General features: G+C 28.9%; 14 protein-coding genes and 1 pseudogene. 4 read left to right on the top strand and 11 right to left on the bottom strand.

Annotated elements, in window-relative coordinates:
- The 7 genes and pseudogenes from Q0C58_RS09540 to Q0C58_RS09510 all read right to left on the bottom strand — a co-directional run.
- Nucleotides 1-126: pseudogene (locus tag Q0C58_RS09540) on the bottom strand (MmcQ/YjbR family DNA-binding protein); the annotation flags it as partial.
- Nucleotides 127-409: 283 nt separating this feature from the next.
- Nucleotides 410-1,021 carry a DUF4230 domain-containing protein gene (locus Q0C58_RS09535; RefSeq protein WP_290700615.1) on the bottom strand — a complete coding sequence of 204 codons (612 nt, stop codon included), beginning with the start codon at nucleotides 1,019-1,021 and terminating at the stop codon, nucleotides 410-412.
- Between the two features lies 1 nt (nucleotide 1,022).
- On the bottom strand, nucleotides 1,023-1,769 hold the full coding sequence (locus Q0C58_RS09530) for a cyclase family protein (protein WP_290700613.1): 747 nt from the start codon (nucleotides 1,767-1,769) through the stop codon (nucleotides 1,023-1,025).
- 10 nt (nucleotides 1,770-1,779) lie between these two features.
- Nucleotides 1,780-2,907 carry a radical SAM family heme chaperone HemW gene (hemW, locus tag Q0C58_RS09525; protein ID WP_290700611.1) on the bottom strand — a complete coding sequence of 376 codons (1,128 nt, stop codon included), beginning with the start codon at nucleotides 2,905-2,907 and terminating at the stop codon, nucleotides 1,780-1,782.
- Nucleotides 2,908-3,450, bottom strand: a complete 543-nt coding sequence (locus tag Q0C58_RS09520; RefSeq protein ID WP_290700609.1) for a hypothetical protein — start codon at nucleotides 3,448-3,450, stop codon at nucleotides 2,908-2,910.
- A 46-nt stretch (nucleotides 3,451-3,496) separates the two neighbouring features.
- The gene (gene ruvC / locus Q0C58_RS09515; RefSeq protein ID WP_290700607.1) at nucleotides 3,497-4,051 is read right to left on the bottom strand and encodes a crossover junction endodeoxyribonuclease RuvC; all 555 of its coding nucleotides are present in this window, start codon (nucleotides 4,049-4,051) and stop codon (nucleotides 3,497-3,499) included.
- Nucleotides 4,051-4,677 (bottom strand): outer membrane beta-barrel protein, encoded by a 627-nt coding sequence (locus tag Q0C58_RS09510; protein WP_290700605.1) that lies wholly within the window; start codon nucleotides 4,675-4,677, stop codon nucleotides 4,051-4,053. Before Q0C58_RS09510 ends, ruvC begins: the two co-directional genes overlap by 1 nt.
- Before the next feature lie 211 nt (nucleotides 4,678-4,888).
- Here Q0C58_RS09510 and Q0C58_RS09505 point away from each other — a divergent pair, with 211 nt between their 5' ends.
- The 4 genes from Q0C58_RS09505 to Q0C58_RS09490 are packed head-to-tail and all read left to right on the top strand — an operon-like array spanning nucleotide 4,889 to nucleotide 8,663.
- Nucleotides 4,889-5,860, top strand: a complete 972-nt coding sequence (locus tag Q0C58_RS09505; protein ID WP_290700603.1) for a lysylphosphatidylglycerol synthase domain-containing protein — start codon at nucleotides 4,889-4,891, stop codon at nucleotides 5,858-5,860.
- Nucleotides 5,857-7,002 (top strand): glycosyltransferase, encoded by a 1,146-nt coding sequence (locus tag Q0C58_RS09500; RefSeq protein ID WP_290700601.1) that lies wholly within the window; start codon nucleotides 5,857-5,859, stop codon nucleotides 7,000-7,002. The genes Q0C58_RS09505 and Q0C58_RS09500 overlap by 4 nt, the downstream gene beginning before the upstream one ends.
- 54 nt (nucleotides 7,003-7,056) lie before the next feature.
- Nucleotides 7,057-7,932 (top strand): hypothetical protein, encoded by an 876-nt coding sequence (locus tag Q0C58_RS09495; protein WP_290700599.1) that lies wholly within the window; start codon nucleotides 7,057-7,059, stop codon nucleotides 7,930-7,932.
- The gene (locus Q0C58_RS09490; protein WP_290700597.1) at nucleotides 7,932-8,663 is read left to right on the top strand and encodes a Bax inhibitor-1/YccA family protein; all 732 of its coding nucleotides are present in this window, start codon (nucleotides 7,932-7,934) and stop codon (nucleotides 8,661-8,663) included. The genes Q0C58_RS09495 and Q0C58_RS09490 overlap by 1 nt, the downstream gene beginning before the upstream one ends.
- On the opposite strand, the gene Q0C58_RS09485 is transcribed toward Q0C58_RS09490, so the two are convergent.
- The 4 genes from Q0C58_RS09485 to Q0C58_RS09470 all read right to left on the bottom strand — a co-directional run.
- Nucleotides 8,660-9,136 (bottom strand): hypothetical protein, encoded by a 477-nt coding sequence (locus Q0C58_RS09485; RefSeq protein ID WP_290700595.1) that lies wholly within the window; start codon nucleotides 9,134-9,136, stop codon nucleotides 8,660-8,662. The two genes, Q0C58_RS09490 and Q0C58_RS09485, sit on opposite strands and share 4 nt — an antisense overlap.
- A 94-nt stretch (nucleotides 9,137-9,230) precedes the next feature.
- On the bottom strand, nucleotides 9,231-9,929 hold the full coding sequence (locus Q0C58_RS09480; RefSeq protein ID WP_290700593.1) for a PDZ domain-containing protein: 699 nt from the start codon (nucleotides 9,927-9,929) through the stop codon (nucleotides 9,231-9,233).
- Nucleotides 9,930-10,055: 126 nt separating this feature from the next.
- Nucleotides 10,056-11,192 (bottom strand): tetratricopeptide repeat protein, encoded by a 1,137-nt coding sequence (locus tag Q0C58_RS09475; RefSeq protein ID WP_290700591.1) that lies wholly within the window; start codon nucleotides 11,190-11,192, stop codon nucleotides 10,056-10,058.
- On the bottom strand, nucleotides 11,189-12,579 hold a 1,391-nt coding region (locus Q0C58_RS09470), incomplete at its 5' end, for a M56 family metallopeptidase (protein WP_290700589.1). The genes Q0C58_RS09475 and Q0C58_RS09470, both read right to left, overlap by 4 nt.

Here is a 12,579-nt window from a genome sequence, read left to right as displayed (position 1 = left end):
ACTTAATGGTGCTAAGACAAACATTTTTCCTGCTACTTTAAAGACTAAAGTATCTAAGTCAAAAGGAAATATTTCTTCTGTATGTGGTTTACTTAAACAGTAAGTTCTAATGTCTTCAATATTCATAAAATAAATATAAAAAATTAATTCTCTTTTATATATTTATTTTTTGATTGCTTCCTTGTTGAGGATTTAATGTTATTGGATTTAGAATTTGTATATATATCTAAACTCTCTAAAATCTCATTAATATATTGTAAAAATTTATTCATAATAGCAAATCTACATTAGTAAGAATTAAAACTAATTTTATAATAATAATCTAAAAAACATATAGGTTAAATACATTCTTCGCACTAAAAGTAATGATTTTTTATCAAAAATGAAATTTTTATTAAGAATAAAAGAATTACTTTTCTAATTCTTTTATACTATTTCCCTTCATTTCTAATGCAGAATAATCCAATTCCCATCCAATAGTTTGCACAATACCTTCAATTAATAAAATAGAATCTAGAGCTTCTTTTTGTGCAATTTGATACAAACCACTTTGTGGCACTTTTTCTCTAATATGAAGTTTCGCTTGGTTATGCAGAGAAGTTAAATCGTTTGCTTGAAACTTATTAAACATACCATCTTGTTTATCGTAATACTTTAAGTTTGTTTCTATAGAGAGTATTTCCGCTTGCGGAAAATGTTTTAGTGTTACCTTTTTATTTTCTGGATTAGCTACCATATCTATTTTAGATAAATCGAATCCTACGTGTGCTTTCGCGTCTATAACAATTAGTGCTTTTTTTCTACTAGACACTAGTTTTAAAAAACGTTCTTTTACATCCTCATAATGATATATTTCAGCAAAATCGCCTTCAACACTTATAATTTTACATACTTTTTTAATCTTATCTAAAAGAATAACAGATTGTGTTTGCGCTAATTTTTTAGTTTGAATGTGTTTAATGTAGGTCGATACAGCTAAAGCAGATATTACGCCAAATATGATTGCAAAAATTATTTCCATATTATTCTATCTTGTATAAAACAGGTTTACTTGGTGTAGCATCGTTCTCGAAAGGTGCTATTTGAAGGTTTAAAATATAACTACCATCTTCCACTTTATTGGGCACATAAATAAACTCTGTAATTGTCGCTTCAGTTCTTATTTTCCCTTCAACATCCCAAAAGGCTTTGTGTGCTAATAATTGTCCGTCGTCTTTTTCCTTATCCACACTTGGCAAATCTATTAATAAATGTGCAATCCCTTTTTCTCGAATAAATTGTGCTGCTTCTTCTGTTAAATATGGCCAATTAGTATGAGAATACTGTCTCGCTTTTTTATCTTTAGTATTAGGCATTGTTCGTATTACAATAGCTTCGGGAGATTTTCTTTTTAATAAATATTTAATCTGCTTTTTAGAGATAATTTCATCTTCACCTTTAGTTTCTGGTGCCACAGTAATAACCTCTGCAGTAAACATAAATCGTTTTAAGCACTTATTAATACTGTAAAATTTGTCGGTAATATGTCCTACACTTTCGGTATGCGTACCATGTGCATGTGGATTAAAATAGATGTTATTAAAATTTACATCTGCTCCTTCTTTTACACTGGCAACCCAATTATCTATTATAACTGGTTCTATTTTAGGTTCGTCTATATACCACGCGTTTGCATTACTTTTAGAAGCGCGCAATGGTATAGAAATGTCTAAAGGTTTAGATAAATCTATTTTAATTTTTTTAGAATTTATTTGAATTGTTGTAATCATTTATGCTGAACTAGTTTAGCAGAAATAAGTCTGAAGCAATACCATCGCTTAAAAACTTACCTTTTTTTGTTACTTTTAATTTTTTATCTTCAATATACAATAAATGTTCATCTATGTATTTTTGAGCTTGCTTAAATAAGTAGGTTTCAAAAGTAGTGCCAAAATCTGTTCTTATTTTTTCTATTGAAATTCCCCAAGAAGCTCTCAAACTTGTCATTACATACTCATTATATTGATCTGTTTTTGTTAAGGTTTCTTTTTCTATTGGTAACGTATTATTTTGAATTGCCTTAATGTATTTTGTGTTATTACTAACATTCCAACCGCGTTCTTTTCCATTAAAAGAATGTGCCGAAGGACCAATACCAATATAATGTTTGCCTTTCCAATACGCCGAATTATTCCTACTAAAAAAGCCTTCTTTTCCAAAGCTTGAAAGTTCATAATGAATATAATTATTAGCTTCTAATTTGTCTGTTAGAATATGATATTGTTGTTCGGCTTGTTCATCATTTACATTATCAATAACGCCTTTCTCTATAAGGCTTTTTAATACCGTTTTAGGTTCAACTGCCAATACATAACTAGAAATATGGTTTACATTAAAACTTAAAGCTATATCTATATTTTGCTCCCATTCTTGATTTGTTGCATACGGAATACCATACATAAGATCTAATGAGATATTATCGAAATATTTGGTAGCGTTTTCTAAACATTGTTTTGCTTCGGAAGAATTATGTGCACGATTCATGAGTTTTAAATCTTTTTCGTGGAAGGATTGAATACCTATTGACAGTCTATTAACTGGACTTTTAGATAATTCGATTATTTTATTATTAGTTAAATCGTCTGGATTGGCTTCAAGCGTAATTTCTGGATTTTCAGAAACTTTATAATGTAGGTAGACTGTATCGATTAAAAAATCTAATTCGTTAACAGACAATAAACTTGGTGTTCCTCCACCAAAATATATGGTTTCTACCGTTATATTTTTAAACTCGTCTTTTCTAAGCTCTATCTCTTTAGCAATAGCAAAAATAAGCTGATCTTTCTTTTTCAAAGATGTTGAAAAATGAAAGTCGCAGTAATGGCAAGCTTGCTTGCAGAATGGTATGTGTATATAGATTCCGGCCATTTAGTTTTTAGATTCTATTTTAATTGGAGGAGGAATACTTGATTTAAATTTATAATGGTTATTTATTATTGAATCTTGTAAAGGTTTTAACTCCTCTTCGTTAATTAATACATTAAATCTTAGCCATGCAATATTTTGTAGCATAATTAACCCATACTCTTCTGTAAAATAATAGTCTTCTTCTTCATCTGCCATATCTTCTAAGTCATAAGCATATTTGAACACTGAAACTTTCTTATTTTTAAATTGAAAATCCACTTTATCTATTAATTCGCAATCAATATCATAGAACCTTGTTAGAATACTATCGTTATTAATATTCTTTTCAAACCTAAAAAAATATGTACTATCATTTTCTAATGATTTATATTCATAAATCCTTTTATTTTTTTCTACAAAAACTCTATACTTCATTGAATCAATAGTTCTTGAATTTTCTGGCCCAGACTTCATTGTGAATATTTGATATTCTCCAATTTTATTTTCTTCAGTTTTACAACTAAAAAAAAATAACAACGATAAAATTGATAGAATATATTTCATGTATAAATTTAAAAAGTGGACTCCTGCCTTCGCAGGAATGACAAAACTATTTCTTAACGCGCTTCTCATTTTGTTTTACAAAAGCAGACCAACCAGTATAACTCTTACCAACCTCAACACGACCTTGATTATAAAAATGGCAGACTGCTGCTGCTAAACCATCCATAGAATCTAAGTTTTTGGGTATGGTTTTTAAACCTAACATGCTTTGCAACATTTTAGCTACTTGTTCTTTACTAGCATTACCACTTCCAGTAATTGCCATCTTTATTTTTTTGGGAGCATACTCTGTAATTGGCACTTCGCGAGATAAACCTGCAGCCATAGCAACACCTTGAGCACGACCAAGCTTTAGCATACTTTGCACGTTTTTACCAAAAAATGGTGCTTCAATTGCAATTTCGTCTGGATGATGTGTGTCTATTAACTCGATAGTACGCTCGAAAATGAGTTTAAGTTTAAGATAATGGTCGCTGTATTTTTTTAAATCGAGTTCGTTAAGCTGTAAAAAATGCATCTTTTTACCAACCACTTTTATAAGTCCGAAACCCATAATTGTTGTTCCTGGATCGATGCCTAAAATTATTTTTTCTTCAGCCATTAATTACAAGTTCTACAATTAATTAATGACACCGAAGCTCCAAAAGTTATGGTAAGCATATCTCCATTAAAACTTCCTGCACCATCTGTAATTGGATCGAAATCACTTGAAAAACCTTTAATATAAGAGCCATCAACGAGTAACGATACTGTTCTAGATATGCTATAATTAAACTCTATTCCAGCCATAACATTTAAATAAGAATTTTTATTCTCTCTAAACAAATCTAGTGGCTTTATACTGGTATAACCTGGTCCTGCATGTAATATTAAGCCCAATTCTGGTGACAGAAAAGACATTAATCTTGAAGTATCGTAAACAAACTGTGCATTTATTCTAGTGTAATTAACTTTAAAATCTGGAGTATTATCCGTATTAGAAAAACGGTTGTAACCAAAATCTAATCTAGCACCAAATTGCTGTTTAAACATATGTTGAATTCCTAAATTAATAGTAGGGAAATTGGTGCTTTTAGTTTCAAAAGGTTCTATTAATCCATCTTGCGAAGGGCTGTTTAAACCAACCGCAAATAAAGCTCTCCAAACACTAGTATCTTCTTGAGAGAAACTTAAACTACTTACTAAAATTAAGCCTAAAAGGCAATAGTTATTAAATTTGGACTTCATTGTGTAATATTTGGTTTATTTTGCAAACTCTGTTCTATAGCGCTTTGCAAGACGTTTTGAATTCGTTTTAACTTTTTAAATTTAAGCGAAAATTTAGGAGTTTTAAAGTTTAACGAAGACTTTTTCTAATTGCATAGCATCGTTCTGGAATTATAAAAAGACGAAATTTAACTTTAAAACAACAATTTTTTAGCAAATTAAAAAGGTTAAAATGGGTTCACCATCATACAAAACTAAACAATTCTTTTTTGTACTTATTAAATTAAGCATAGTTGTTGGTGCTTTTTATTTTATTTATAACAAGCTAGCAAACAACGCTTCTTTAGACTTTTCTGTTTTTGCCAGCTATTTGAATGAAAATAACGTTTTTTCAACTAAAAACATCCTTTTCTTACTGCTTTTAAGCATTTTTAATTGGTTATTAGAAATTTTAAAATGGCAGAGACTTGTCTCTTTTATTAAAAAAATATCTTTTTTTAATGCACTTAAACAAAGTTTAGGCTCACTTACAGCATCTCTTTTTACACCAAACCGAATTGGTGAATATGGTGCAAAAGCAATCTATTTCACTAAGCTATTTAGAAAGCGTATTTTACTTTTAAACCTAATTGGTAACCTAATGCAAATGTTAGTCACTATTATTTTTGGCGCTTTAGGTTTTTTGATATTTGTAAAATTATATCCTATTGAAATTAGCACACATAAAGTATCAAGATTGCTTATTATTATTGTTGTATTTATAGGACTTTCTATCTTAGGAATAAAACAAAAAAAATATAAAATTAAAGGTTTTTCTATTGAAAAAGTTAAGCAATTTATTAAAGACTTACCATTTAAAATTAGCGCATTTATTTTTTTAATTTCTACGTTACGCTACTTAGTGTTTTCGTTTCAGTTTTATTATTTGTTACTACTTTTTGGTGTTGAATTAGACTATTTTGAAGCGATGGTAATTATTACATCTATGTATTTATTAGCCTCTTTAATTCCTACAATTTTTATTTTCGATGTGGTTATTAAAGGTAGTGTTGCTGTTTATTTATTTTCTTTTGCAGGTGTTAATGAGTTTACTATACTATCTATTATCACCATAATGTGGCTACTAAATTTTGTGTTCCCAAGTATTTTTGGAAGTTATTTTGTACTTAATTTTAAATTCGATAAACAAAAAGATTTAGCATGATTTTATTCTTTACAATCATAACTGTTTTGTATTTGCTATTAATCTTAGCTTTAGCTTTTGGATTCGATAAAATTGACGATTTTAAAGTCGAAGACATAAAAGTTGAAACTAAATTCTCGGTTATTATTCCGTTTAGAAATGAAGCTGAAAATTTACCAGAATTACTAGCTTCTCTTAGTGAATTAAATTACCCTAAATCGCACTACGAAATTATTTTTGTAGATGATGATTCGCAGGATGATTCGGTTGACATCATTTCAAACATTAACGATATAATACCTAGTATATTCGGAACAACTCGAACTGATATTAGAGTAATTAATAATATTAGAACTTCTAATTCACCTAAAAAAGATGCTATTACTTCTGCTATAAAAACAGCAGAACACGACTGGATTGTTACTACAGATGCAGATTGTATATTACCAAAATTTTGGCTTGACACTTTAGACTGTTTTATACAAAAAAAACAATGTGAGATGGTTGTTGCTCCAGTTACTTACCATACTATAAATTCATTTTTAAAGCGTTTTCAGTTTTTAGATTTTTTAAGTTTAATTGGCGCTACCATTGGTGGTTTTGGTATTGGGAAACCATTTTTATGTAATGGTGCAAACTTAGCTTACAGCAAAGCTTTATTTTTAAAGCTTAACGGTTTCGATGGTAACGACTCTATTGCAAGTGGAGACGATATATTCTTATTACAAAAAGCGATTAAACATAACAAAGAGGCTATTCATTTTTTAAAATCTAGAGCTGCTATTGTAAAAACAAAACCGCAACCCACTTTAAAAACATTAATTTCTCAACGTAAACGTTGGGCTGCAAAAACGTCGAGTTATAATTCTGTTTTTGGAAAAATAGTAGGCTTAATTGTTTTGTTAATGAATGCTGTTTTGGTTTGTGGTTTTGTGTTAGTACTTTTTGGCTTGCTGCATTATAAATCAATTTTATATATTTTTATTATAAAAAGTCTTGTAGATTTCCTGCTTCTTTTTAAAACTATTAGATTCTTAGAACAAGAAAACTATTTGTCTAGTTTTATTTTTTCTAGTGTTTTATATCCATTCTTTAGCGTCTATATTGCCTTTGTTTCTTTATTCTCAAAATACAAGTGGAAAGGTAGAAGTTTTAATAAGTAATAAATAAGTCAGTTAAAATATTTACTTTTACCTAGAATCCAATCTACTTATATTATGAAAAAAACCATTTTATTTTTTTGTTTACTTACTATTAGCACTTTCGCTATCGCACAACAAACCTACACTGTTGCTAACGAAACTTTAGAGCTTAAAACTGAAGTTGAAGGCGATTTAGACTTACTTTGGAATACTATAAATGAGCAATACCGTTATTTTGTTAGAACAAAAGACGGGAAAATTACAGAGCTTAAAAACACCAAAGACGCAAACAATAAATATCAAGAAGACTATAAAACGACACTCTCAAACTTAACATCTATAGATGTTTCTAAGGTAAACTTAACCACTTACAGTCTAAAAACATTAATAGAAAAACACAATAGCGCTTTAGATTCTAATTATGTTTCTAGTGCTGCTAGGTCTAAAATAAAACTAAGGCTAGGTGCTTTTGGAGGTATTACCAATAGTCCCTTTAACTTAAACCCAAATAACCAAAAAGTGTTACTTTTTGGAACAGAACTAGAAGCAGTTTCTGACAACTTAGATTCAAGACATGCTGGTTTTTTAAATGTAAGACACACAACAGATAATGATGAGTTTCAATTTTCTGCTACACAGTTTGCATTAGGTTATCGCTATCGTTTTATTAGTAAGGCTAAGTTTAATGTTTACGCTCAAACAAAATTTGCAACCTTAACTGCTGCAAATATTACAACTACAATTCCAGATCCTAATACTCCAGGTTCCTTTATAGCTTTTGAGAATAGCACCACAGATTTTGATGCGGCTTTAATTTTTGGAATAGGTGCAGATATTAAATTAGGCAATGGCTATTTAACGTTTGTGTACGATTCTCTTTTTGCTTTATCTGTAGACAACCAAGGTAACTTTCCTGTTGATTTTGCTATTGGTTATAAATTTAACTTATAGTGTCTTTTTTAAAAACGTCTAATCCTGTTTTCTCTTCTTATTTTTGGGCAGAAAATAGAAATGGAGAGAGAAAAATGAGTGTTTCTGGTATTGTAATAAAAACATTAGCCATGCTGTTTATTACCACTACTATTACCATACTTATTTGGAAAATGTACTCTAATGGCACAAATATTAGATGGTTTGGAATAGGTGGAATGCTAGCTGCAATAGTTATTAGTATTGTATTATCTGTTAGGCAACAATGGGCTCATATTTTAGTGCCTTTATATGCCATAGCAAAAGGTTTTTTTCTTGGTGGTTTTACAAGTTACATAAAGACTAGGTTTCCAGAAATGCCTTACCAAGCTATTGGTGTTACTTTGGTTACCTTTTTTACTATTCTATTTCTATATCAAACACGAATAATAGTAGTAACAAAAAAAGTTAAGAGCGTTATTATAACTGTTTGCTCTGCAATATTTCTTGTCTATATTATTTCGTGGATATTAAGTTTTTTTGGTATTCAGTCTTTTATTTGGGGAACCAGTTGGATAGCTATTGGCTTTAATATTGTTGCTGCTACTTTTGCTGCGCTGTCTTTTTTATTAGATTTCGATTATATAGAACGTTATAAAAACAAAGCTTCAAAATATAAGGAATGGATGGCTTGCTATGGCTTACTTGTAACCATTGTTTGGTTGTATGTTGAAATTTTAAGACTAATGAAAAAGTTTGCTATTAGGTTTTAGTTCACTGCAATAACAATAGGTAACATAAACTCTGTCTTTACTGGCTGATTACGTTTTATAGCAGGAAATACTTGCGGTAAAGTATTTAAGCTGTTAGAGATGATGTTTCTTATCTCAGGAATTTCGGTTTCAGTAGTCTTATTTAAACTGATATGCTTTATCGTTAGTTCTCCAGTTTCAGATATCTGAAACTCTAAAACCACAGTATCTGTAATATCTTGAGAAACTACAATGGTTTCGTTTAGCAAACTAGACGTTATGTGTTGAGATAATGTACTTTCAAAACAGGTTTTCTTTTCTGCTTTTGTTTCAAAAATATCGCAATAAGAAAATGTTGGATAAGTATCAACAACGTTAAAATCTACTGTTTTTAATTCTTCTTTTAAAATATCTTCTGAAGCTACTTTTTTCGCATTAAAATAGTCGCAAGATGTTGCGCATATAATTAATAAAAAAACGAATACTCTTTGCATGGCTTTTACTGAAGCTGAAAAGTACAATATATTATCTTAAAAATAAAAAAACCGAAGACTGTGCTTCGGTTTTTAAAAGATATTTTAAAAACTACTATTTTCTACCTACTACAAAGAGTTTTGAGAAAGTAGTCTCTTGATTTTTAATTTTAATAACATAAACACCATCATCAAGATTATTTACTGGTATTGTTTCTTTTAAACTTCCAGAATCTAGTTTCTTAGTGTATTCTTTTACTAATACTCCATTTGCCATATAAATACCAAACGTATAATCGTCTTGGATTACAGACTTAAAAGAAATATTTAAATTCTCTACAGCTGGACTTGGAAATATACTTACGTTATTCTCGTTTAATAAAGACTCTGTTTCTTCGCAACATACTTCTTCTTGCACAACCTTAGTTGTTCTAGCTCCTAAAACCACTTCTTTTGTTATGGTTCTTCCTTCTCTTAAAATAGTAAACTCAACAGTATCAAATGGATTATAAGATGTAATTAATTTTATTACTGGACCTCTGTTATTAACTTCAGTATTATTTATTTTTAATACGACATCAAAGATTTTAAAATCGTTATCTGCAGCAGCTGTATTTTCTACAACTTTTAAAATTATAACACCTTTATCTGTTTTTGTTTCTTTATCGCAAGGGCTTCCAAATTGTACACCTAGATAAGTACCTTCATGGACTAGTTTATCTACAATACAGGTTTTTTTACAATCTATAGATTGTGCAAATGATATAGCCATGAAACTTAAAAAGGCAGTAATAAATAGTAATTGTTTTTTCATTTAATTTTATTTTAATTCTAAATATATTTTATTTTTTTTAGTAAAACTACAATCTAGCTAAAATTTATATTGATAAAGACTAAAAGGTTATTTTATCGATGAAATACAATATTTAATTTGCTTTTTTTAGTCTTCAACTTCAAGAAACTGCTCTTTCTTTAACTTCGAGAGTTCCCATTTTGCAATTGCTGCATAGTTACTTTTAGGATTGTTTTTAATATATGTTTCTAACAAATCTATTTTACTTTGCAAATCTTTATAAAAACTTAGTTTGGTTGTTATTGTATAAAATTTCGCGCTTTCATTATTAGGATTTTCTTTAAGTGCTTTTTTAAAATACACCAACGCTTCTTGAGGTTTTTGTAAACGATTATATACTGTAGCTAGTTTTGTGTATTGGTTATCTAAAGGAACATCTTGTAACTGTATTGATAATTTTATATACTTCTCTGCGTTATCATAATCATTTATTAACTGATACAAACCACCTAATTTGTATAAGTTTTCTGCGTTATTAGGTCGAAATATTAGTGCTTTCTCTAAATTTTTAATTGCCTTTTCGTACTCTAAATCTTTTTTATAAGCATAGCTTAATTTCTCGAACACAAATTGACTCTGCTCTCCAAGTTCTAATAGTTTTTCGAACCAAACAATGGCTTTAGTATAATCCTTTAGTAAATATAAACTTTGTGCTTTTAAACTAGTTAAAGCAGCATTTTGAGGATAACTGTTTAAACCTACAGTAATTAATGTGTCTAATCTTTCATACTCTTTATTTTTAAGACTGTACTTTGCTAGTTTATAGATTACTTTTTGGTGTGTTTTATCTAACTTATAGGTTCTTCTAAAATTGTTTTGTGCTTCTTCTGTTTGCTTTAATCGCTCTAAAACAACTCCTAATTCGTAATTGTAATTTGGGTTAGTACTATCTATTTTTTTAAGTTTTTTAAAAATTAAAACTGCTGCTTCGTTCTTTTTAACTTTACTTAAAATCTTAGCATATTCGTATTGTAACAAGTTGTTTTCTTTATTACTTTCTACCGCTTTTCTATAGTTTACAATAGCCTTATCGTAATTACCAATAGCATTATATGCTTTTGCTAATTTATACGCTCTGTTTTGAATGTTACTATTCTCAAGTAATGCTATAGCTTTAGAAAAATTACCATTCGCCATTAAACTATCTGAAACCTTTAAAACCGAAGACTGTGCTTCGGTTTTAAACGTTATTAGTATTAATACTATTATTAAAAAATTTCTCATTCTTTAACATTAAATGTTATTGGTAAATCGAAGGTTATATTAACAAAGTCTCCTTCATGTTTACCTGGTTTAACTTTTGGAATAAGTTTTACTATTCTTTTAGCTTCCTTGTCTAATTCTGGATGCGGAGTTCTAGACTTAACATTTGTAATATCACCTTCTTTATTAATGGTAAACCTTACATAGATTCTTACCTTTCCTTTTAAATTAAGCGAGTTAGCAAGGTCTTGGTTCCAATTTTTAGTTACCAAATTATTAATTTTATCACTAAAGCATTTTCTCTTATCACTATTTAAAGAAGAAGCTTCACAACCAGGAAATACTGGAACCTCATCTATTACTGCAAAAGACATTTCGTCACTTTTAACAGGTTTTTGATTGTTAACTAAATTGTTTTGAAACCCAATTACTTTATGTCTTAATCCATCAGAAATTATTTGTTTATGAAGAAAATCGTCGTTGTGAATTTGTTCTGCTTGACTATTAATTAGTTTTTGTTCTTCAGCAGTAATATTATCTAAATCTTTAACATGCTTTCTTAGTTGACCATTTCGAGGAGAATTTTCCCATCTATCTATAGATTCTTGAGTTTTTTTATTTTCTATATAATCAACATAAGTCCTATTTTGTAATTCTTCCATCCTTAATTGAGTGCTTTTTAATTGTTCAATTTCGCCCAAACTATCTTTAGAAGTCATATATCCCTCAAAAAGCATAAACATAAAAGCATTAGATCGAGCATATTCATCTAATGTTAAAAGATAATTATTGTTATCACTTGATAAGAATTTTTCATAACCGTCTTTACCATCATCATAAAATTTATTTTCTTGCTTTAGTAATATTATTTCATTTTTATATTTTTCTACTAACTCTTCTTCTGTTAATTCAGAATTAACTTCTACACTTTCATTTATTTTTTCATCGTTAGTACATGACGTATAAAACAGCATCCCAATTACCATTGGAAACACTAATAGATACTTTACTAAATGAATTTGTTTTGATTTTGATTTGCTTAACATAATGATTCGTTTTTTGATTAATGATTGTTTAAAAAATGGATTGATGAATGATACCTTTTGAGTATCGAATACTTGTGATAATAAATTTTGATAGTAATGCGCTTTATTATTTGATTTAACAGCTTTAGAATCTGCTATAAACTCATGTAAGCTTGCTACTCTTTTTTGGTACATATAAATTAACGGATTGAACCAAAAGATAATTTTTAAGGCCTCGAAAAACAGTAAATCTAAACTGTGTTTCTCTTTTACATGCTGCAACTCGTGTGCTAAAATGGTTTGCCTATCTTCGGTTTTAATATTGTTTCCAAGAAATATATAATTGAAAAATGAAAACGCATGTTTACTGTTTTCTAATGCTA

Source organism: Lacinutrix sp. (assembly GCF_023299985.1).
Lineage (GTDB): Bacteria > Bacteroidota > Bacteroidia > Flavobacteriales > Flavobacteriaceae > Lacinutrix.
This window is presented reverse-complemented; position numbering and strand designations above follow the sequence as displayed.

Coding starts and splice junctions, on each gene's coding strand:
- Q0C58_RS09535 (WP_290700615.1), bottom strand. CDS start 1,021: ATGGAAATAATTTTTGCAATCATATTTGGCGTAATATCTGCTTTAGCT.
- Q0C58_RS09530 (WP_290700613.1), bottom strand. CDS start 1,769: ATGATTACAACAATTCAAATAAATTCTAAAAAAATTAAAATAGATTTA.
- hemW (WP_290700611.1), bottom strand. CDS start 2,907: ATGGCCGGAATCTATATACACATACCATTCTGCAAGCAAGCTTGCCAT.
- Q0C58_RS09520 (WP_290700609.1), bottom strand. CDS start 3,450: ATGAAATATATTCTATCAATTTTATCGTTGTTATTTTTTTTTAGTTGT.
- ruvC (WP_290700607.1), bottom strand. CDS start 4,051: ATGGCTGAAGAAAAAATAATTTTAGGCATCGATCCAGGAACAACAATT.
- Q0C58_RS09510 (WP_290700605.1), bottom strand. CDS start 4,677: ATGAAGTCCAAATTTAATAACTATTGCCTTTTAGGCTTAATTTTAGTA.
- Q0C58_RS09505 (WP_290700603.1), top strand. CDS start 4,889: ATGGGTTCACCATCATACAAAACTAAACAATTCTTTTTTGTACTTATT.
- Q0C58_RS09500 (WP_290700601.1), top strand. CDS start 5,857: ATGATTTTATTCTTTACAATCATAACTGTTTTGTATTTGCTATTAATC.
- Q0C58_RS09495 (WP_290700599.1), top strand. CDS start 7,057: ATGAAAAAAACCATTTTATTTTTTTGTTTACTTACTATTAGCACTTTC.
- Q0C58_RS09485 (WP_290700595.1), bottom strand. CDS start 9,136: ATGCAAAGAGTATTCGTTTTTTTATTAATTATATGCGCAACATCTTGC.
- Q0C58_RS09480 (WP_290700593.1), bottom strand. CDS start 9,929: ATGAAAAAACAATTACTATTTATTACTGCCTTTTTAAGTTTCATGGCT.
- Q0C58_RS09475 (WP_290700591.1), bottom strand. CDS start 11,192: ATGAGAAATTTTTTAATAATAGTATTAATACTAATAACGTTTAAAACC.